This is a genomic window from Butyricimonas synergistica DSM 23225 (genome assembly GCF_000379665.1).
Lineage (GTDB): Bacteria > Bacteroidota > Bacteroidia > Bacteroidales > Marinifilaceae > Butyricimonas > Butyricimonas synergistica.
This window is the reverse complement of sequence record NZ_KB903359.1, coordinates 1,651,005-1,670,871: the sequence shown is the minus strand read 5'-3', so window position 1 is coordinate 1,670,871 and position 19,867 is coordinate 1,651,005. Positions and strand designations below refer to the sequence as shown.

Below are 19,867 nucleotides of genomic sequence, written 5' to 3'. Positions count from 1 at the left end.
AAAAGTTTAAAGATTAGAAATATGAGAAAGATTAAAATATTGTACGTTATTTTGCCTTTATTACTGGGGGCTTGTAGCAATTGGCTGGATGTGCAACCGAGTAATGAAGTGGAAGAAGGCGATCTCTTTAATTCCGGGAGCGGTTACAGGACTGCCTTGAATGGCATTTATAAAGATATGTCTTCCACCTCCTTGTGGGGTCAGGAATTGACGTGGGGATTTGCCGATGTCGTGGCTCAATATTATAGCAGGAGTAACTTGGGTGCTTCCAACAAACCTTATAATCGGGCGGTGCAATATCTGTATGATGACATGAACCTGGAGCCGCTGATCCAGAATATTTGGTCTACGGGATATAACGTGATAGCCAATTGCAACAACCTGATAGCCAATATCAGCAAGGAGGACACGGTAAAATTCGAGGAAAAACGAATCGAGCGAGATATGATACACGGGGAAGCCATTGCTTGCCGGGGATTCATGCACTTCGAACTATTACGCTATTTTGCCCCGTCCCTGAAAGAAGCGGGTAATGATTTGTATATGCCTTATTTCGATAAATTCCCTTCGTTGATGGAGTCATATCTTTCGGTTCCGGATATGATTAAGAAGATAGAGCGTGATTTATTGGATGCTCGTGACATATTGGCGACCACCGATACATTGGAAGGTATGCTTTATTTGTTGCCTACTTCATGTCGTTATGAAGGTACTGGCGGTCCCACGGATATATTTTTTAATTACCGGGGCTTTCGGATGAATTACACGGCGGTTACGGCAGCATTGGCTCGTTTGTATTTTTATGCCGATCGTTTGGAGGATGCCGCTAAAATGGCGACCGAGGTGATTGATTTCGTGGATGATACCGGTGCTAAAATATTCACGTTTACCCCGAGAAGTGAATACGCGGTGAAAACGAAGTTATACGATGAATTAATTTTTGCTCTTTCCCAGCGTAAGTTAACGGAAAATGTCGAGAAATACGACGAATCGATAGACAGTGAAGGGCAATTGGCAGTAGATTATTGGGATTGGCTTGATTGGATTGAAGAGGATGCCGGGGATAGGCGTTTGTCCAAGGATGGAGGACTGGTGCGTATCGTGGAAGAGTACGAGCTCGTCTTTAGTCGGAAATATTATAATAGTGCGGATATAAAAGAAGGAAACAAGCGTATGATTCCCGTGATCCGTTTGAGCGAGATGTATTACATCCGGGGTGAATATTACGCGAGCCTCGGAGACTTCGGTAAAGCTGTGCAGGAATTGGAGAACGTGAGAGGCGCCCGGGGATGTACCGTGGGACGTATCAGTGCATCCGATATGGATGAATGGCATGAATTAATATTGAATGATGCTAAAAAAGAATTTTGGGGAGAAGGGCAGCTTTTCCATTTTTACAAGAAGTACAACGTGAAGCCGAATTCGAAAACGAACTTCGTGCTGCCGTTACCGCAAAATGAAATCGGTCTTTAATATTATAAAATTTTAGAAAGATGAATAAGTGGATTATAATCAGCATATTTTTGACGCTTCTTTTGGCTTCGTGCGAAAAGGACCAGATCGGGCGTTATGACTTGGAGCGTTACGTCTATTTCACCATGACCGAGGAACAGGATACAGTCCTTTCGTTTGCCAATTATCCCGGCAAGGACGCTCATGAGTTGTCGTTTGAAGTGAATCTGATGGGGCAGCTTTTGACTTCCCCGTTGGCTTTTAAACTGGAAGTGGTCGATTCCTTGACAACGGCTTCCCCGGAACAATATGATTTTGATGCGGCTCCTTATTTTGGGGCGAACCAGAACAAGGACACGATATCGGTAACGTTGAAAAAGAATGCGGCATTGAAGGATACGGAAGAGACGCTCGTCATCGCCGTGGCGGCGAACGAAAACTTTGCCCCGGGATTTGTCGGTAAACGCTACATCACGATACGTTTCGGGGATAAAGATGCTGCGCCTCTCTGGTGGGATGCCACCTTTAGGATTTATTTCGGACCTTGGTCCCCTGTAAAATTGGATGCTTTGATAGCGTGTACCGGAATCAATGATTTCTCGGGCGTTGAGGAACCGGTGTTGCGAAAATACGCTATTCAGTTGAAGAAATATATCAAGGATAACGGGATTACAGACAACGGGGCAGAGATTATCATTCCAGTGAATTAATTTGAAAGCTAAAAAGAGTATGAAAATGAAAAATATAATATGGCTATTCGCTTTGTTGTTCGCGTGTTTCGCGTGTTACGATGATAAAGGGAATTATGATTATTCCGAAACAAATGAAATCACGATAGATCTGCGCAATACGCAGTATTCGGCAGTAGCAGGACAAACGATAAATATTGAACCGGTGCTGACTTTTGCGCGGGATAGCAATGAAACCGGGTTGGAATTCGAGTGGAAGTTGGGCAACAAATTGCTCTCCAACGAGCGCAACTTGTCTTATTACGTGGATACCATCTTGAAGGAAAATTGCTATTTCCGTGTGTTGGACACGAAAAGCGGTATTACTTATATGGCATATACCAATTTTGAGTTGACGGAAAAATTCAATAACCAGGGGTGGTTAATTTTGGCGGAAAAAGACGGAGAGTCGTGTCTGACTTATATGAAAGAGGTTTATGATGCTACTGTACCGGGTAATTACACTTACGAGGAGTATCCCGATGTTTATCAGTCGGAAAATAATGCCAAACTTGGGGGAAAACCGGTAGGGTTATTGGAACATTTCTATTATGGTTCAAACGCTTCTAATATTTGGGTATTAGTGGATGGAGCCGAGTCGGTGGATTTGGGTGCTACCTCGTTCAAACGTGATATAACCTTGAAAGAAAGTTTCTTGGATGAACATTTGCCCGCTAACTTTGCCCCGCTTGCGATGGCGGAAATGAGATGGGTGTCTGCTGTGGTCAATAAAAGCGATCATAAAGTGTACACGCGTATCAAGCTTTCGGACAAGTCGTTCTTCACGGGATCCTTCTTGGATAGCCCCTTGCAGTATGAGGGTGAAGATTTGTACGTGACGGATTTCGTGATAGCGCCATTCATGGGACCCGGCTATACGTTGATGGTGGAAGGTGAGAAAGGACATCAGCGTTACTTGGCATTGGTAGACAAAGATAAAAGTAATGCTGGGAAGGTATTACCCTTGACGGTTAGTGGGACATACCCGGCAGGTTTTTCTTCTTTAGATGATTTGGGAGATATGGAAGTGGTGTACACGGGATATAGTCGTGTTTCAAGTAATAGTAGCGGGACAAATAGGTATCATTCCGTGCTAAGAAATCCCGCAGGAGAATACTATTATCATGAATTCACGATTGCAAAAATGACAGGTACGAGTACCGTGATTGCGACTCCCGAAAAACAAGTGAAATTCGATATCGGGAATATCTTGGATGAAAATACTTTGTTTTATGTGGCTCCTTATAAGGAAAACAGCTATATGCTGATTGCTCACGGGGCGGACCTGTATATGATTGACCGAGCGAATATCGGTAATGCGAATATGTCATCATTCGTGACCCTGTATAAGCATTTCGATGCCAATATTACAGCTTTGGATGCGGAAACATACACAAGTTCTCGTTTGGGAGTTGGACTTGAGAATGGAAAGTTCTATGTGCTGAATATACCAACGGAAAACAATAGTAATATGCCGGCAGAGGATGAACGTGTGATGTACGAGTCGGAGGTGAATGTGGGTAAGGTCGTGGATGTCCGTTTTAGGATCAAGTCTGGTAATGCCTGGCCGAGATAGATTAGTTTTTTGTTTTACGAATGCGAGGGGAGTCAGTGACGGCTCCTCTTTATTCATTCAAATATTTTGATATAATTCCAGTAACGTCATGAAAAGTAAGAACGTGGGATATTCTCTTGTTGCGAGGTAATCAGCTATTTTCTTTTTGCTACTTTTCTTGTATGATTTCACGGTTTCGATAGATAGATTTAAATGTTCGGCAATATCCCCGTTGCTTAGTCCGTCAAGGGCTAATAACATCACTTCCTTGCTTTGTGGCGAAAGCCTTTCTATCGCCGAAACGAGAATGGAATACACATCCTCTTCTATTGCTTTTTGTTCGAAAAACTCGTCACTCTGATAGAGTGCTTCTTGTAGAAACTCCTGTCTTATCTTCTCGTGGCGCAGGTGGTTCAGGCATTTGTTCCGGAGGGAATTGTACAGGTAGGACTTCAGGTGCAACAGGTTTTCAAATTTTGTTTTTACATCTAGCAGGGCGATAAAAGTTTCCTGAACCAGATCGTGGGCAACCTCTTGATTAGAAACATAATGATCTGCGAACAATACGAGAGGAGTATAATAATTATTATACAAATACTCGTATGCTTCATTTCGGTTTGATGAAAGCATTTTCAAAAGTTCCTTCTCATCCATGTGTACAATTTTCTAATCCAAAGAATAATAGATTGCAAATATAAAATATCTAACTTGAATTTCGTATATCTTTGAGCTAAAAAGTGTTGTAGAGTTGGAGTTGCCTGATTCACGTGCGGGGGGAAATTATCACGTGGCATTCAGTGAGAAGATATACTCGAGTCAAGTATAAATCATGGGTAAATTCCGTATGAATTCCGTACGAATTCCGTCATGAACGCTATAGGAACCCTATATGAACCCTATACGAACGCTATTTATAATAGCGTTCGTATAGGATTTATATAGTCTATTTAAAGTTTTATATACGGAAGTCATACTGGAGTCATACACTATTGATACTGAATTTACATGTGATTTGGGTAGAAATACGGACTTTATTGACCCTATAACACCAAAGAGAGGTTAGATCAAATGCAAGGCTCAGAATTGTCGAATGAACAGGCAATGATAGGCTATAAACGAATAGGATATTCAGACAATGCCTGGTTAGAATTGGAGGAGAATAGGGTGCGTGAACGTGTTGAAAAAGCTGTTTGGCTCACGAGTTTTTGGAAAAAAGGACGTTCATGGTTTTACTTGGTTAGTTGTGTGTATGAAAACTATAACGAGGGGAAGTGTGACATCCAGTGATATTGAAAGTGTAAATAATATCAATGAATTAAAATAATACATAAGTATATTGCAGGGAGATAATTGAATATTTTTGTTAAAAATATTAATATCAATTGTTTATTGTTTGTCGTATTGAAGTGCAGAATGAATCCCTACAACGACTTGTTTGAGGACTCAACCTGGCAATGATTGAAAAATGTAAAAGTGAAACGCTGGCACGTTCGTTTTACCCCTTTCAGTTATTGTTAGGTTGAATTATATAAAAACAGTCGTCAAATAGAGCGGTACGGCTAGTATAATATTGAAAGCGAGTAAAGATTCGGTAGCGTGATTGGGTGGCTAAGATCGTCTAAAACGAGAGCCTGGAAGTTTAGGATAAGTCATTCCTAATAGATATATTTGTGGTAGATAAAAAAGACGGGTTATGGTAAACAAAACACAATAAAGGTTTTCGAGGAAAAGAAAGTCCGTACAGTGTGGGACCGTGACAAGGAAGAATGGTATTTCTCTATCGTGGACGTGGTGGCTGTGTTGACAGACAGTAAAAATCCAACAACTTATTGGCGAGTGTTAAAAAAGAGGTTGTTAGACGAGGGAAATGAAACCGTTACAAATTGTAACGCTTTGAAAATGCCTGCACCGGACGGTAAGATGCGCCTGACGGATGTCGCTGATACCGGGCAATTGTTCCGGTTGATACAATCAATCCCCTCTCCTAAAGCAGAACCGTTTAAATTGTGGATGGCACAGGTGGCTAAGGAGCGGTTAGATCAGATGCAAGACCCGGAATTGTCGATCGAACAGGCAATGATAGACTACAAACGCCTAGGATACTCTGACAATTGGAAAATGTAAAAGATGATGGGATAAATGGATAATGGTAATAAAGGAAATACAAGTGTAAAAAGGGAGTTTGGGCGGCTTCCTATTTTTATGCTTGAAAGTGGGTTCCGTGGGATAGTTTGGCGTGTGTTTATAATGAATGATCGTGATTAAAAACGTGTGATTTATTTGGGGGTGCTATCATTCATAAGGGACTATTTGTATAAATTATCGGCTAATTCTATTTGTATGATCTTTACATAAATATTTCTAATAATGTTGTGTTAAGCTTTGATGACATTAACGCTATGGGTAATCAAGGTGTGAAATAGAGCGATACAGGGATTAACAGGTATTATCATGGTGTTGTCATTCCCGAATAAAATGCTTGTCTAATAAAGTCTAAAAGAGGAATTATAATAACAAGGAAATAAAGGAGATGGATACTTTTGTAGTAGGTGTCTAAAAAGAAAGAATGGTGGGGGTACAAGTCTATGAATGGTACAATGTGGGTGATGAGGCGGGTAATGTGCGTCATATTGCTAGTGTAATAAAGGAATGGAAGTGTTTCAAGTGTGTGGTATATAGTTTGTTGTGAGCGGTTTTGTTACAGGGGGTATGGTGATAACGGTGTGGCTGGCAAAAGAGGAAGTAAATAATTTGAAGACCTCATCGGAGTATTTTGCCTAAAATCTTGTTGAGTGTCAAGTTTTATATAAATTTGTTCCACGACACCCCTAAAAACGTTTGTGAAACGTTGAAAATTAACTATATTTGTCGTGCTGATAAAGTAATTTGTCGGTGACATATTGGTTATTAGGAAGCGTTTAGCTTTATCCCGTTTTTAGAAATCTGGACAATTTCGAATCACACGGGGATTGGCGATACAAACGTTCATGCTTGCCGTATATATATTCATTATATACATGGTTCGCGTGGGGTGTCGTTTTATCTCGTGTGATGGGTTTGTCCAGAACCTCTAAAACAGATAATCCTAACAGTCCCACGCTTTCTTTTTGTATAAAATCCTGTTGGGGCTAGGATATAAAATGTTTTATCATGAAAAAGAAATTGTTATCTGTATTATTTATTATGATGTCTATAGGATTGTATGCACAATCAGATGGTAGTTTGGTTGTTAATGAATCAACAGCTAAAAATGGAATAGCGATGTCTGAACTGTCTGCAATGATATCGTGTCCAAACTTTCCCATGTTTGAACCTGTCAACATAGAAGAGATCGGTTTTTTGGGGGATTCTTTAGTTGTTCTTGCGACCAACCGTGGAAATATTTGGATAAGTGTTAAAGTTGATACACTTTGGGATTCGGTTACAGTGCCTTATCGCTATGATAAGGGTAGAACAAATGTGTTTAAGGATAGCAGTAAAGCTACATCAAAAAGCTATACTTCTATATTATATGGATTAAGAATAGTAATGCTAAAAATAGACAAACTAGAAAATATGTGGTATAGGCTAAATGCATATTCCAATTGGCGTCGGGCTTTTAAATCAGATATGGTTGTTTGTATTTTCCGTCATAATATTGATACAAAAATTAGAACAGAACAAACCCAATGTATGAGTGAATACTTGAATATTAAAGGGTATGGTTTGGAGAAAGACTTGGTTAATATTTATCCGGTACGCTGGGATGCTTTGTGGGTTGGACGGGGATATGCCTATTTTGGTAGAGACAAACAGTCTTTGAATCCCAAAGATAAAATATGATTGTTATTTATAATTGAAACTTATCTTAAGGGAAGAAAAACAATAAAGTACTAATACGGATAACGTTTTCCTATTTTATAAATTTGCCTTATAACGACAAAGCCTGTTTTACGGGTCTAATAGACAAAATAATATTGTAGCTGGAATAATAGCCAGCTACAATTGTTATTGGCAATGCGAGGTTATTAGAGAGTAAAAACGGGTGAGTGGAAGGTTGGTTGTGCGTGTCGTGGTAGAAAGAAAATATGGCGGGGTAATAAAACGTGGATAGTGTATGGCACGGGTACAATAAAAATTGTCATCGGTAACCCATAAATTGAATAAAGCCGGGTGATGATCCTAATAAATACCAAAAAGATTTTGCGTGGTGGTTGGTATTCGTTCGTATTAAGTTACCCGAAAACCTTAATAAAACCTTAATCGCAATAAAAAAGAGAGGTTGTTTAAACCTCTCTAATTAACTGATACTCAGTAGTCGGGATGACAGGATTTGAACCTGCGACAACACGCCCCCCAGACGTGGACTCTACCGGGCTGAGCTACATCCCGAATTCGGATGCAAATATAGTAAGAATTTTTGTAATGATACCAATTGGTGCTAAAAAAAATGTAAATATCGCTTATGGCATAGGTTTTCAGGGATTTGAGAAGAGTAAAAAGAGTGGAAGGGGAAAAGATTGGAGGTGTAATTTATTTTTGGTAACTTTGCGATTCATTACGTGGAATAGATAATTGTAAATTAAAAAAAGGAATAGTTTATGTCTACAGAAAATGCAATAGAAAGAGTGAAGTGTTTGATTATAGGTTCAGGACCTGCTGGATACACTGCCGCGATATATGCTTCAAGAGCTAATTTGAACCCGGTACTTTACACGGGGATACAAATGGGAGGGCAGTTGACAACCACGACAGAGGTAGAGAACTTCCCGGGGTATCCGGAAGGAGTTACCGGTCCGGTGATGATGGAAGATATGAGAAAACAAGCTGAACGTTTCGGTACGGATATTCGTTTCGGTATTGTTTCGGAGGTGGATTTCTCTGGGCATCCTCATAAAGTAACCGTTGATGGGGAGAAAGTAATCGAGGCCGATGCTGTTATTATTGCTACTGGTGCTACAGCCAAATATTTGGGATTGCCGTCAGAAGAGGCGTTCCGTGGGGCAGGGGTAAGTGCTTGTGCTACTTGCGACGGATTTTTCTATCGCGGAAAAGATGTTGCCGTGGTTGGTGGTGGTGATACCGCTTGCGAGGAGGCTACTTATCTTGCCGGATTGTGCCGTAAAGTTTACCTGATCGTGCGTAAAAATTACTTGAGAGCTTCCAAGGCTATGCAGGAACGCGTGTTTAACACGAAGAACATCGAGGTGTTATTCGAGCACAACACGTTGGAATTATTAGGCTCTGACATGGGTGTGGAAGGTGCTCGCCTCGTGTACAAGAAAGGTACTCCGGAAGAGGTTACCAAAGAAATCAAGATTGACGGCTTCTTCTTGGCTATCGGTCATACCCCGAACACGGACGTGTTCAAGAAATATATTGAGTTGGACGAGCAAGGATATATAATTACCGAGGGTAAGTCTTGTAAGACAAATGTTCCAGGGGTGTTTGCCGCGGGGGACGTGATGGACCCGACGTATCGTCAAGGTATTGCTGCTGCCGGAACCGGTTGCCGTGCTGCTATTGATGTGGAGCGTTACCTGGGTGAGTTGAACTCGTGAATATGTTTCAACAAGGCTTTTAAAAGTATAGTCTTGAAATAAAATAGGAAAGCTGTTTGAAGTGATCTTTAAACAGCTTTTTTTATATATCTAGTTATTTTATAGTGACCATCGTGGCTCCGTAGCCGTATTGCTTGAATGAAGCGTCTTGATGGTTGTATCTCTTGTATTTTGTTTGCAGTTCCCAAAGCAGGCGCTGTCTTAACACGCCGTCGCCTTTACCGTGTATGAACACGATTTTCATGCCCCGGCGTAGTTTGTATTCTTCCAGGGTTTTGCGGAAAACGTCCATTTGGTACTCCAGCATATCTTTGTTATCCATTCCGGTTGTTGTCTCCAGTAATTGGCTGATATGGAGGTCTACTTCCAGGATGTTGCCAACCATTTGCTTCTGGGGGCGTTCGTGTTGTTTATCATCCGCTTTGGGAGATGCCTGTTGCAAGAATTGTTCCGGGATGATTTCCAGGCTTTCTTCTTTGACGATGTTCTCCTTGTCGAGCGGGCGAAGTAGCGTGATAGCGTTGAACCAACGAGTGTGCTTGTAAGCACCGGTTTTGCACAGGTTGGCAGGTACGATCTTGATTTGCGTGTCGACGGCATTTCTCAACGGGTGAACACCTTTCTGGTAGAAGACGGATTGCACGTGTATGGCTTTGATGCCATCTAACTCTTTTAGCGAGTAATTGCCGATCAGGTACGTGGTGTCCGGGTTGCTATTGCCGGCTGTGATTCCGGTATATTTCTCCCCGTCATAAAAAGAGATAGCGTACAGGCTTGTCTGCGTGGTATCGTTCACGAGGTAAAGGTCGAAACGGCTATCCGTGAGGTCATTGAATTTCTCAGGCACGAATGCGATGTAAAGCGTGTCGGCTGATTGCATCTCTACGTTTTTCTGTTGTGCCGCGGGCGATTCTTTGACAGTCTTCGCCGGGGCGGAATCCGAGTGGATTACCACGAGGTCGTTTACTGAAGCCGGAATCTCGAAACCGTATTCGTCGCAATACACGTTTACCGTTTTATCGTCTATGATTCCTGTTACTTTTCCTTCCAGTTTCTCGGATATAAACCGGACGATATCTCCTATTCTTACGTTCATAATACTCCTTTGTTTTTACTGTACAAAAGTAGTGTTTTATCTCTGTATTACGAGGTATCGGGATGAATGATTTCAAGTTATATCGTAAAAAAATGCCCCAATAGGTGAAAAGAATCGTTGGAATGTATTAATTTAGCGAGCTGATAGGCAAGTTAAAAGATGAGAGGTGCAAACCGAAAGGTGATCGAGCGAAATCGATTTGCCGTGCGATGATTGAAATAATAATAGATAGTAAAATATATTATAATGACATTACAAGAATTTCAACAATCCATCCGGGAAGGTATCCCGGCGGAGTTACCGGCTCCCAAACCGTACGAGCCGGAGATAAACCATGCTCCCAAGCGGAAAGATATTCTCACGAAAGAGGAGAAAAAGTTAGCAATTCGTAATGCACTGCGGTATTTTGACCCGAAGCATCATGCCGTGTTGGCTCCGGAGTTTGCCGAAGAGTTGGAAAAATACGGGCGTATTTATATGTATCGTTTCCGTCCCGATTACAAGATGTTTGCTCACAATATTAATGATTACCCGCACAAGAGTTTGCAAGCTGCGGGGATCATGTTGATGATGAATAATAACCTGGATTATGCCGTGGCGCAACATCCCCACGAGTTGATTACTTACGGGGGAAACGGTGCCGTGTTCCAGAACTGGGCGCAGTATCGCTTGGCGATGAAGTACTTGTCGGAGATGACGGACGAGCAGACGCTGGTCTTGTATTCCGGTCACCCGATGGGATTGTTCCCCTCGCACAAGGATGCTCCCCGGGTGGTGGTGACGAACGGTATGGTGATCCCGAATTATTCCAAGCCGGATGATTGGGAGCGTTTCAACGCGTTGGGTGTTTCCCAGTACGGGCAGATGACAGCCGGGTCGTTCATGTATATCGGACCGCAAGGTATCGTGCATGGGACGACGATCACGGTGTTGAATGCCGGTCGTAAGATTTCCAAGCATGGCGAAGGGTTAGCGGGTAAATTGTTTATCACTGCCGGGTTGGGCGGTATGTCCGGGGCACAACCGAAAGCTGCGAATATTGCCGGGTGTGTCAGTATCACGGCCGAGGTTAACCCGAAAGCGACACATACCCGTCATTCTCAAGGTTGGGTGGACGAGGTGATCGACGATCTAGATAAATTGGTAGAGCGTGTGAAAGTGGCTCGGGAGAAGAAAGAAGTGGTTTCTATCGCTTTCCAGGGGAATATTGTAGATGTTTGGGAACGTTTTGCGGAAGGGGATATCCCCGTCGAGTTGGGGTCTGACCAGACTTCATTGCACAACCCGTGGGCTGGTGGATATTATCCCGTGGGCGTCAGCTTCGAGGAAGCTAACCGCATGATGGCGGAAGAACCGGAATTGTTCAAACAAAAAGTACAAGAGTCTTTGCGTCGCCACGTGGCTGCTATCAACAAGTGCGTGGCTCGTTTCGATACCTATTTCTTCGATTACGGGAATGCTTTCTTGTTAGAGTCTTCCCGTGCCGGGGCAGATATCATGAAACCGGAGGGGGGCTTCAAATATCCGTCTTACGTGCAGGACATCATGGGTCCGATGTGTTTCGACTACGGGTTCGGACCGTTCCGTTGGGTATGTTCCAGCGGTGACCCGAAAGATTTGGCAAAGACCGACGAGATTGCCGCCCGGGTGTTGGAAGAGATCAAGACTCACTCCCCGAAAGAGATACAACAGCAAATGGACGATAACATCCGTTGGATCAAGGCGGCTATGGAAAATCATCTGGTTGTCGGTTCTCAAGCGCGTATCCTGTACGCTGATGCCGAGGGACGTATCAAGATTGCCGAGGCTTTCAACAAGGCTATTGCTGCCGGAGAGATTTCTGCTCCCGTGATCTTGGGACGTGACCATCACGATGTGTCCGGTACGGATTCTCCTTACCGTGAAACTTCCAATATATATGACGGATCCCGATTTACAGCCGATATGGCTATCCAAAACGTGATCGGCGATTCGTTCCGCGGGGCGACCTGGGTATCCATCCACAATGGTGGTGGTGTAGGCTGGGGCGAAGTGATTAACGGAGGTTTCGGGATGATGCTGGATGGCTCTGCCGATAGCGACAGACGTTTGAAGAGTATGCTGTTCTGGGACGTGAATAACGGAATTTCCCGTCGTAGCTGGGCTCGTAATGAAGGTGCTATTTTCGCTATCAAGCGTGCCATGGAGGTAAACCCTAATTTGAAGGTGACGCTTCCAAACTTGGCAGATGACAAGCTGATCGATACTTTATTTTAAATGAAATGATATTTATGGATAAGGGGTTGTTCGTGCAACCCCTTTCTTTTTTGATTCTCTGTCATGGCAAAGTTCTGCGACGGATGTTATTTTTTCGGTTGTTTGAATAAAGATGTGAATTTGGAAGGGATGGGCGTTTCAAATTTCATCTCTTTTCCGGTGATGGGATGGGTGAAATGAAGTTTGAATGCGTGCAGGGCTAAACGGCGTATTGGGTCTTTCGTCGCCCCGTATTTCTTATCCCCGGCAACCGGATTGCCTAATTCCTGCATATGCACCCTGATTTGGTTCTTGCGCCCGGTTTCCAGGTTCAGCTCGACAAGCGAGTATTGGCGGTTGGATTTTAGTACTGTGTAGTTCGTGATGGCTAATTTTCCATCACGGGCGGAATGAACGACGAAAGCCTTATTTTCGGTGATATACGATTTTACTTGTCCCCGTTCTTCTCGCGGGCATCCCTCGAGGATTGCCACGTATTTTCGTTCCAGGATCATCTCGTTCCAGTTCTTTTGTAGTATTTCCTGTGTTTTCAAGTTTTTGGCAAACATCATGATGCCCGATGTTTCTTTGTCCAGGCGATGCAGGATGAGCACGTGGTTTCGAGGGTTTTTGCTTTTCACGTAGTCGTTCAGAATATGGTAGGCTGTTTTCGTTTTATCCCGTTCTGTTCCCATGGAAAGCAGACCGCTTGCTTTTTCGACGACGATCAGATCGTTGTCCTCGTACACGATGTTTAGCATGGAATGGTGAAAAGGAGCTGCGCTTTTGTTCATGCCGACGGTGACAGTATCCCCTGGTTTCAGCGGGGTATCGAATTGTGTGGTCAGTCGATTGTTTACTTGCACCAGTTTATGTGCCAACAGGGATTTCACTGAGTTCCTGCTTTTGTCCTGCATGGCTTGTAATAGAAAAGGCATCAGTGTGCAATCTTCTTTGATCTCGAAGCTTCTGCTTCGTGGAGTCGAGGTATGGGATTTCATGATTAATTGTTTTTTTGCAGTCTGTTAAAGTTGCAAAGGTAGTGAAAGGAATGGTATTTTTTTGTGTCGGTGTGTTTAATTTTGCCGTATATTTATGTGTTGAATAAAGAGTATGTTCGATGATTAAAATAAACGGTATGGATGATGTTATTGTCGGATTGGGTGAAGTTCTTTGGGATGTTTTCCCGGAAAGGAAAAAGATCGGGGGGGCTCCCGCTAATTTCGCGTATCACGTGTCGCAATTCGGTTTTGATAGCCGAGTGGTCAGTGCGATAGGGAATGATGAATGGGGGAATGAGATATTGTCTAATTTTGACAGTAAACATCTGCGTTACAATATCGCACGGGTGCCCTACCCGACGGGAAGGGTACAAGTGTCGTTGGATGAGCGGGGTGTACCTTGTTACGAGTTTATGAATGATGTGGCGTGGGATAACATACCGTTTACCCCGGGATTGAAGGCTTTGGCATGTCGCACCCGTTGCGTGTGTTTCGGTTCTTTGGCACAACGGAGAGAAGTGTCCCGAGCCACGATAGACCGTTTTTTGGATGCGATGCCGGAGGGTGAGGGGACATATCGGGTGTTTGATGTCAATCTTCGGCAGAATTTTTACACTGGGAATGTGTTGCGTCGATCTCTTTCCCGGAGTAATGTGTTGAAATTGAATGATGAAGAGTTGGTGGTGATCGGGCAGATGTTCGGGTGTTCCGGTCTGGATTTGAAGGAAAGGTGTCGGAAGTTGCTGGATGATTATGATTTGAAAATATTGATTCTGACCGCAGGTGCTTGCGGAAGTTACGTGTTTTCGGGAGAATTCGAGTCCTTTGTGCCGACCCCGCGGGTGGAGGTGGTGGATACGGTCGGGGCGGGTGATTCCTTCACGGCTGCTTTTTGTGCTTCCCTGCTGAAAGGACGCTCGCTCGGGGAGGCTCACCGTCTGGCGGTGGAGGTGTCCGCTTATGTTTGCACGTGTCAGGGGGCAATGCCGGAATTATCGCCCGAGTTGAAAGGGCGTTTGTAAGTTTTGCATCTAGAATAGGGTCGGGTTGCTCCGTAGGCTTTTCATTTCCCGCTCTTTTATCACCTCGTCGTCCTGCACGAACCCGATGAGTTTGGGCGAGTTGCTGTCATGCAGTAGCGTGTTGCGGGATAGTTTTGTCTTGCCCGTGTTGGCGTAGCAGTAGATGCAACCGTTCCGACAGGTGTCGTAGGTGCCGATATCGATGCTCTCGATACAGCGGCAGATGTCCCGTTGGTTTTTGTCTTTCCTTGTGGTGATGGGGCTACCTATGATTCTTTCGATGAGTCCCTTGTCAATACACATTCCGGCTGGGATACCCATGTCCCGGAGGTCGACTTTTACCGTGCACGTGTCGAGATGTATGGAACGGGGAACGGTTTGTATGAAAGAGGTCGCCATTTCCCGGATTTCTTTCGAGGATAAAGGGTTTATGCCTTGTTGTCCGATAGCATTACGGACGTGCGTGTAATGGTCGATGAAGCCGATCATGCATTTTTCCGTGTGGTCTTTCAGACGGGTGGCAATGGAGGCGAAGGCTTCCTTGTGGAATGCCGTGTCATATTGGGAATTCGTTAATATGGGATCGTACCGCCAGATTACTTTTTCTTTCCCGATCTTGTCGGCGAGGCGTTTGAAGGTGTCTATCCGTTGTTCGAGTGACGGGAGGTTGCCTTCAATTTCTTTCCCGTAAGGGTTTAACGTGAATTGGAAGTAATATTTGAAATCTTTTAAGGCTTCCAGCTTGTGGAGCATCGGGGCTGGATTTTTCGTCCAGAAGACGATGCAATCGACCACGTCCGGGGTCAGCCGCACTTTACCGAGTTGTTTCGGGTTGAACGGATTGGGGACGAGTACGTACCCTTCCTTTACCCGGTTGACAAACCATTCCGAGTAAAAAGAGGGAATATCCGTTCTTCTGCTGGCACTGATGATCATGTTGTAGAGTTATACTATTCTGGTGGATTGGCAATGATTTTGTTCGGATTGTGTGAAAATGTTTTTATATTGTGTTATTCCATTTTTTTGAATATCATTTGATTCATGACTGTTTCATAAACAATGTATATACCTCGTATTTGTCGCTCGTGTACACCGTAGTTATTGATGATTAGGTTACCCGAGGAATCCATGCCGACGAGGGATACTCCCGCGGTGGTTTTTGACAGACCGTGAATCAAAAGATATCTTTTACTCTCGATCGAGTAGTTTTTATTGACCGCGGCTTTGTAGTTCGGCTTATTAGCTGGTTTGAAGTATAATTTGAATTTCTGTTCATCTATCGAGGCTATAACGTCATCTTGGGTGTTATTGTCAAGGGTTGTTGTTGTTCTGTAAATTTTTTGATCTGCATATACAGCGGAGTCAATGAATTGGATTTGACGATTGGTGATGATTCTCCAGTTTCCTTGTAATTTTTGGTTGTCATAAATGAATGTGGCTGTATCTAGTTGTACATGAGGACTGGCAGAAGGACGGCAAGACCAACTTTTGTACCCGTTTTCATCAGTTAAGTTTAAGCCTAATTGGGTTTTCATGATTTTCGGAGTCAGGTACTTCCTGAATTTGTTGTAGTCTTGATCCCACAGGTGTATATCTGAACTCGGGAATAAGCTACAATAGTCTTCCGGGAAGGATTGAAATTTCAATGACTTTTTTTGCGCAAGTTCTAGTATATCTTTTTGAATACTGCAAGAATAGAATAATATGACTGCGAGCAGGCAAATTGTGATTTTGTTTTTTTTCATAATTGTATGGTAATGGGGTTGTGTTATTATTTTTTGACGGCGGACACGAGCAGCATCATGGGGCGGCGTAGTTCGTCACGCATCCCCGGAATGGTGTCGAGGAGTGCCATGTCGGGTTCGGGTTCGATAAGTCCCGTGATCTCGAAGCCGTTTTGGATGAGCCCGTTCACGTAGGTGGTAAGGGTTTTGTGGTATTTCGTTATTTTTTCGCCGAGGAAGATGGCTTCCCGTTTCCCTTCCGTGAAATACCGGTCTACTGGCCAGTGGAGGATGTTGCCTTGTTTGTCGTGATACCAGTCCTGGCTGCCGTAAGCCGTGAAGACGGGGTGTTCTACCGAGAACACGAATGTGCCGCCGGGGGTGAGGCAACGTTTTACTTTCGCGCAAATATCCGGAAAAGATTCCAGGTAATGGAAGGTAAGGGAACTGATTACCACGTCGTAGCTTTCGGGAGTGTAGTCAAAATCTTCGATAGCCATGCATCGATATTCGATTTGCGGCGAGTTGTTGCGTTTCCTGGCTTCTTCCAGCATTTTTTTGGAGATGTCGATTCCCAGGGCGTATGCTGCACCCTGCTCGATGGCGTATTGGCAATGCCATCCGAAGCCGCACCCGAGGTCGAGTACCCGTTTGCCTTTGAAGTCGGGAAGCATTTTTTGCAGAACGTGCCATTCGCCTGCGCCTTTAAGTCCGTCCTCGGAACGGGACATTTGGCTGTATTGGTTGAAGAATTTCTCGTCGTCGTATTTGTTTTCTTTCATGGGAGTGGTTTATATCTGAACAATCCCCTCCGGCTCGCTCTTACACGGGGGGGAGAGGTGATTACCAGGCGGTTTCTCTTTCTTGTGTAAGGGGAGGTTCGAGGGAGATATTTTTACCGGATGAAGTTCGTCATGATTTTGCTCTCGCCCTCGGGTGGGGTGAGGGTATCTTTGGTCTGTTCTCTCATTTTCAGCAACCAAGCCATGTTTTTGCCGAGAGTTCGCATGATTTGGAGTCCCTCGTTGTCCTGAATGACCTCTCCGGCTTTCAGCCCGTGGATGATGTTCCAGTAGTTGGAGGTGGGCATGAGCATTTCGGAGTACGTGAGGTAATGGTTCAAGCCGTCGAGGGTGGCGGAACCGCCCGAACGACGGACTGCCACCACAGCCGCCCCTACTTTGTGGCGAAACCAGTTACCATTTGCCCCGGAAACATAGAAAGCCCGGTCGAGGAAGCATTTCATGGTTCCGGCGATACCCGAATAATGAACGGGAGAACCGAGAATGAGCCCGTCGACATCTTTTATTTTTTGTAACAGATCGTTGAGGGTATCCGCGGTGATGACGCACCGTTCGTTGTGATTCTTGAAGCACATATTGCATCCCATGCAACCGTGTATTTTTTGACTTCCGACTTGAAGTATTTCAAATTCGATATTTTCTTTCTTTAGTTCCTCCCCGATGACTTTCAGGGCTTGAAACGTGTTGCCTTGCGGGTGCGGACTCCCGTTAATCGCGATTACTTTCATTTGTTCGAGTTTTGTTGTTCGTGTGTCTTTTTACGTGTGTTCCCGGTAAATGTTGGGTTATTCCCTGCCTCCCGAGGCATATTCGCCCGGGCATATATCCATGACTTCCCGTTCGGGTTGGATTAATGCCGATTCGTGTTGACATTTCCATCGGATTTCTGCATCCATTTTTTGCCCGTTGAGTCCGGCTATCGTTTCGTCGTCTTGGATCGGGTCGTCTTGGGTAAAGATGTAAGCGGCTACGTTATAGGCGTGGTCAACCACGGCATTGGGGTCAAGTTCATGGAAGTGGTATTGAACGTCGGGAAGACCGATGGCATACAAGCCGAGCGAGTCGACCAGCATATCGTTTGTTCCCTGAATGTTGAAGAACCGGACATTTATTCCGAAATGGAGAAACCGGCACTCTTCGTTCCACGGGTTATCCAGTACTTGTTCCCGGGTGAGTAGTTTGCCGCTTGAAGGAACCCACACGGCGATACAATCCGGGAATAGTTCCAGTGTTGTTTCCAGCCAGCCTGTCAATAGTTCGCAGCGTTCTTTATATTCCAGCCCCGAGGCGAGGAAGTCGGAAAGCATGAGTTTGTATTTGCAGGTTGCCAGTATTTCTTCGTTGTTCGGGCAATCCCATAATTGGCTGCGTTGCATCTGGTCGATAGCGTTTGCGTCAAAATTTTCGAAGTCGGACATGAGTACTTGCGCGGGTACTTTCTGGTCGTCCTTGTATTCTACAAGAAATTTCCACACGGCAAAAGTCGACAATGAATCTTTCACGTCTGCCACGATGTCTGTTTTCCCGAAGCGGGCATTTAAAGTTTCTTGTATTACTTTGCCTTGCGGACGGGTTCCTCTTTCCTTGAATAACAGATGGATTTGGAATATGCGCTGAAATTCTCCTTTTGTATCTAAATCTTGTTTGAACACCTCGTTCTTGTTTTCTGCCGTACTCATATATCGTGAATGTTTGTCAATACTTGTTTGACAAACATACATTTTTTTACTGAAGATTCATAGCTTTTGCCGCTTTAGTCGTTCAACAACTCTTTGTATAGTTCGTACAGGTTGTCCCGCAGGTAGAGTACGGCGTATCTTTTTCTGGATATGAGGGTGTTGACCGGGATTCCGGTCGCTTCGGAGATTTCTTTAAAAGAGAAGCCTTGTAATTCGGTTAGTTCGAATACGGTGCGTTGTTCCTCGGGGAGTTCCGCCAAAGCCTTGTCCAGTTCCTCCCACACGAGGGTGCGGGTGTATTCTTTCTCGGGAGAGGTATCCGAATTGAACAGATATTCGGATACCTCTTTTAATAGTAAGTGTTCTTCGTATTCCCCGGACGGGGTAGTCAGCTTTTGTTCCTTGTGTTTGCGGCTCCTGTCGATGATCAGGTTGCGGGTGACGGAGTATAGCCACGACGAAACCTGCTCGATTGGGTGAGCCACGGGGTCAGCTTGAAGGAGTTTGTAGAACACGTCCTGCAAGATGTCTTCCCGGTCTTCTTTGCCGGCGACCCGTTTGGCTATGAAACCTTTTAGTTGCGACTGGTATTTCTTGAAGATTGTCGATACGTCCATTTCGGAAAAGGGTATATATCTGTTCAAACTTGTTCTTGCCCGTCGGTTTGTTCTTTTTTGCCGAAAAAGCGGTCATTGAATAATTCCTGGTGTTCCTCGAAACGTTGACGGATGAAATCCTTGCGTTCTTCCGGTGACATATTCTTGAATTTTTCCCGGAAAAGGTGCGGGTGTTCATGCCCCCCGTGCGGGAAGCCGAAGCCGTGATGACCGAAACCGCGGTGACCGAATCCCCCGAAGAATAGTCTGCCCAGGATGAAGAGTCCGAGGGCTTGCCAGTAATTGATAGCCGACCAGCCGATGATGGAGGGAATCAGCCAATTCCATAACAGCATGATAATCGCCGAAATGGCGGCAAGGGCAAAAAGCATGAATAGCACGTGTAAGCCTCGTCTGTGTCTTTTATTTTTCATGG

At 44.4% G+C, this 19,867-nt stretch carries 18 protein-coding genes, 1 tRNA gene and 1 pseudogene; 9 read left to right on the top strand and 11 right to left on the bottom strand.

All coding sequences use genetic code 11. From position 1 onward, the window contains the following. The first annotated feature begins 21 nt into the window (after nucleotides 1-21). From A3CY_RS0107295 to A3CY_RS0107285, 3 genes are read left to right on the top strand one after another with little or no spacing between them, the layout of a single operon-like run. Nucleotides 22-1,473, top strand: a complete 1,452-nt coding sequence (locus tag A3CY_RS0107295) for a RagB/SusD family nutrient uptake outer membrane protein (RefSeq protein ID WP_018337260.1) — start codon at nucleotides 22-24, stop codon at nucleotides 1,471-1,473. A 20-nt stretch (nucleotides 1,474-1,493) separates the two neighbouring features. Next, entirely contained in the window at nucleotides 1,494-2,162 is a 669-nt protein-coding gene (locus A3CY_RS0107290) for a DUF4843 domain-containing protein (protein WP_018337259.1), read from the top strand. Nucleotides 2,163-2,187: 25 nt separating this feature from the next. Further along, nucleotides 2,188-3,756, top strand: a complete 1,569-nt coding sequence (locus tag A3CY_RS0107285; RefSeq protein ID WP_169503578.1) for a PKD-like family lipoprotein — start codon at nucleotides 2,188-2,190, stop codon at nucleotides 3,754-3,756. A gap of 57 nt (nucleotides 3,757-3,813) precedes the next feature. Here A3CY_RS0107285 and A3CY_RS20455 read toward each other — a convergent pair whose 3' ends face one another. Beyond that, nucleotides 3,814-4,389 carry an RNA polymerase sigma factor gene (locus A3CY_RS20455; RefSeq protein ID WP_018337257.1) on the bottom strand — a complete coding sequence of 192 codons (576 nt, stop codon included), beginning with the start codon at nucleotides 4,387-4,389 and terminating at the stop codon, nucleotides 3,814-3,816. A 414-nt stretch (nucleotides 4,390-4,803) separates the two neighbouring features. Here A3CY_RS20455 and A3CY_RS0107275 point away from each other — a divergent pair, with 414 nt between their 5' ends. From A3CY_RS0107275 to A3CY_RS0107255, 3 genes and pseudogenes are all read left to right on the top strand, one after another. Then, entirely contained in the window at nucleotides 4,804-5,022 is a 219-nt protein-coding gene (locus A3CY_RS0107275; protein WP_018337256.1) for a hypothetical protein, read from the top strand. Between the two features lie 390 nt (nucleotides 5,023-5,412). Further along, nucleotides 5,413-5,850: pseudogene (locus tag A3CY_RS20450) on the top strand (BRO-N domain-containing protein); the annotation flags it as partial. A gap of 1,035 nt (nucleotides 5,851-6,885) precedes the next feature. Continuing rightward, on the top strand, nucleotides 6,886-7,557 hold the full coding sequence (locus A3CY_RS0107255; protein ID WP_018337251.1) for a hypothetical protein: 672 nt from the start codon (nucleotides 6,886-6,888) through the stop codon (nucleotides 7,555-7,557). 475 nt (nucleotides 7,558-8,032) lie between these two features. Here A3CY_RS0107255 and A3CY_RS0107250 read toward each other — a convergent pair. Continuing rightward, nucleotides 8,033-8,106, bottom strand: a tRNA-Pro gene (locus A3CY_RS0107250). Nucleotides 8,107-8,315: 209 nt separating this feature from the next. On the opposite strand from A3CY_RS0107250, the gene trxB reads away from it, so the two are divergent. Further along, nucleotides 8,316-9,275 carry a thioredoxin-disulfide reductase gene (gene trxB / locus A3CY_RS0107240; protein WP_018337249.1) on the top strand — a complete coding sequence of 320 codons (960 nt, stop codon included), beginning with the start codon at nucleotides 8,316-8,318 and terminating at the stop codon, nucleotides 9,273-9,275. A 94-nt stretch (nucleotides 9,276-9,369) separates the two neighbouring features. On the opposite strand, the gene A3CY_RS0107235 is transcribed toward trxB, so the two are convergent. After that, nucleotides 9,370-10,371, bottom strand: coding sequence for a Smr/MutS family protein (locus A3CY_RS0107235; RefSeq protein ID WP_018337248.1), 1,002 nt, complete (start codon nucleotides 10,369-10,371; stop codon nucleotides 9,370-9,372). Between the two features lie 246 nt (nucleotides 10,372-10,617). Between A3CY_RS0107235 and A3CY_RS0107230 the strand changes: the two genes are divergently transcribed. Then, nucleotides 10,618-12,627 (top strand): urocanate hydratase, encoded by a 2,010-nt coding sequence (locus A3CY_RS0107230; protein ID WP_018337247.1) that lies wholly within the window; start codon nucleotides 10,618-10,620, stop codon nucleotides 12,625-12,627. Between the two features lie 86 nt (nucleotides 12,628-12,713). On the opposite strand, the gene A3CY_RS0107225 is transcribed toward A3CY_RS0107230, so the two are convergent. Further along, complete coding sequence (locus A3CY_RS0107225) at nucleotides 12,714-13,607, bottom strand: RluA family pseudouridine synthase (RefSeq protein WP_040371293.1); 894 nt, start codon at nucleotides 13,605-13,607, stop codon at nucleotides 12,714-12,716. Nucleotides 13,608-13,744: 137 nt separating this feature from the next. On the opposite strand from A3CY_RS0107225, the gene A3CY_RS0107220 reads away from it, so the two are divergent. Continuing rightward, on the top strand, nucleotides 13,745-14,629 hold the full coding sequence (locus tag A3CY_RS0107220) for a carbohydrate kinase family protein (protein WP_018337245.1): 885 nt from the start codon (nucleotides 13,745-13,747) through the stop codon (nucleotides 14,627-14,629). Between the two features lie 9 nt (nucleotides 14,630-14,638). On the opposite strand, the gene A3CY_RS0107215 is transcribed toward A3CY_RS0107220, so the two are convergent. The 7 genes from A3CY_RS0107215 to A3CY_RS20445 all read right to left on the bottom strand — a co-directional run bounded on the left by A3CY_RS0107215 (nucleotide 14,639) and on the right by A3CY_RS20445 (nucleotide 19,865). Further along, complete coding sequence (locus tag A3CY_RS0107215) at nucleotides 14,639-15,565, bottom strand: DUF1848 domain-containing protein (protein WP_018337244.1); 927 nt, start codon at nucleotides 15,563-15,565, stop codon at nucleotides 14,639-14,641. A gap of 74 nt (nucleotides 15,566-15,639) precedes the next feature. Then, nucleotides 15,640-16,374: a hypothetical protein gene (locus A3CY_RS0107210; RefSeq protein WP_018337243.1), complete on the bottom strand. Its 735-nt coding sequence runs from the start codon at nucleotides 16,372-16,374 to the stop codon at nucleotides 15,640-15,642. Nucleotides 16,375-16,400: 26 nt separating this feature from the next. Further along, nucleotides 16,401-17,135, bottom strand: a complete 735-nt coding sequence (locus A3CY_RS0107205) for a class I SAM-dependent methyltransferase (RefSeq protein WP_018337242.1) — start codon at nucleotides 17,133-17,135, stop codon at nucleotides 16,401-16,403. Between the two features lie 113 nt (nucleotides 17,136-17,248). Further along, nucleotides 17,249-17,884 (bottom strand): flavodoxin family protein, encoded by a 636-nt coding sequence (locus A3CY_RS0107200; RefSeq protein ID WP_018337241.1) that lies wholly within the window; start codon nucleotides 17,882-17,884, stop codon nucleotides 17,249-17,251. A 57-nt stretch (nucleotides 17,885-17,941) separates the two neighbouring features. Further along, on the bottom strand, nucleotides 17,942-18,835 hold the full coding sequence (locus A3CY_RS0107195; protein WP_018337240.1) for a DUF4261 domain-containing protein: 894 nt from the start codon (nucleotides 18,833-18,835) through the stop codon (nucleotides 17,942-17,944). 74 nt (nucleotides 18,836-18,909) lie between these two features. Beyond that, nucleotides 18,910-19,452, bottom strand: a complete 543-nt coding sequence (locus A3CY_RS0107190; protein WP_040371515.1) for an RNA polymerase sigma factor — start codon at nucleotides 19,450-19,452, stop codon at nucleotides 18,910-18,912. Between the two features lie 23 nt (nucleotides 19,453-19,475). After that, nucleotides 19,476-19,865, bottom strand: coding sequence for a hypothetical protein (locus A3CY_RS20445; RefSeq protein WP_071595965.1), 390 nt, complete (start codon nucleotides 19,863-19,865; stop codon nucleotides 19,476-19,478). Nucleotides 19,866-19,867: the final 2 nt, after the last annotated feature.

Coding starts and splice junctions, on each gene's coding strand:
- A3CY_RS0107235 (WP_018337248.1), bottom strand. CDS start 10,371: ATGAACGTAAGAATAGGAGATATCGTCCGGTTTATATCCGAGAAACTG.
- A3CY_RS0107215 (WP_018337244.1), bottom strand. CDS start 15,565: ATGATCATCAGTGCCAGCAGAAGAACGGATATTCCCTCTTTTTACTCG.
- A3CY_RS0107275 (WP_018337256.1), top strand. CDS start 4,804: ATGCAAGGCTCAGAATTGTCGAATGAACAGGCAATGATAGGCTATAAA.
- A3CY_RS0107230 (WP_018337247.1), top strand. CDS start 10,618: ATGACATTACAAGAATTTCAACAATCCATCCGGGAAGGTATCCCGGCG.
- A3CY_RS0107205 (WP_018337242.1), bottom strand. CDS start 17,135: ATGAAAGAAAACAAATACGACGACGAGAAATTCTTCAACCAATACAGC.
- trxB (WP_018337249.1), top strand. CDS start 8,316: ATGTCTACAGAAAATGCAATAGAAAGAGTGAAGTGTTTGATTATAGGT.
- A3CY_RS0107225 (WP_040371293.1), bottom strand. CDS start 13,607: ATGAAATCCCATACCTCGACTCCACGAAGCAGAAGCTTCGAGATCAAA.
- A3CY_RS0107195 (WP_018337240.1), bottom strand. CDS start 18,835: ATGAGTACGGCAGAAAACAAGAACGAGGTGTTCAAACAAGATTTAGAT.
- A3CY_RS0107290 (WP_018337259.1), top strand. CDS start 1,494: ATGAATAAGTGGATTATAATCAGCATATTTTTGACGCTTCTTTTGGCT.
- A3CY_RS0107255 (WP_018337251.1), top strand. CDS start 6,886: ATGAAAAAGAAATTGTTATCTGTATTATTTATTATGATGTCTATAGGA.
- A3CY_RS0107295 (WP_018337260.1), top strand. CDS start 22: ATGAGAAAGATTAAAATATTGTACGTTATTTTGCCTTTATTACTGGGG.
- A3CY_RS0107220 (WP_018337245.1), top strand. CDS start 13,745: ATGGATGATGTTATTGTCGGATTGGGTGAAGTTCTTTGGGATGTTTTC.
- A3CY_RS0107190 (WP_040371515.1), bottom strand. CDS start 19,452: ATGGACGTATCGACAATCTTCAAGAAATACCAGTCGCAACTAAAAGGT.
- A3CY_RS20445 (WP_071595965.1), bottom strand. CDS start 19,865: ATGAAAAATAAAAGACACAGACGAGGCTTACACGTGCTATTCATGCTT.
- A3CY_RS0107210 (WP_018337243.1), bottom strand. CDS start 16,374: ATGAAAAAAAACAAAATCACAATTTGCCTGCTCGCAGTCATATTATTC.
- A3CY_RS20455 (WP_018337257.1), bottom strand. CDS start 4,389: ATGGATGAGAAGGAACTTTTGAAAATGCTTTCATCAAACCGAAATGAA.
- A3CY_RS0107285 (WP_169503578.1), top strand. CDS start 2,188: ATGAAAAATATAATATGGCTATTCGCTTTGTTGTTCGCGTGTTTCGCG.
- A3CY_RS0107200 (WP_018337241.1), bottom strand. CDS start 17,884: ATGAAAGTAATCGCGATTAACGGGAGTCCGCACCCGCAAGGCAACACG.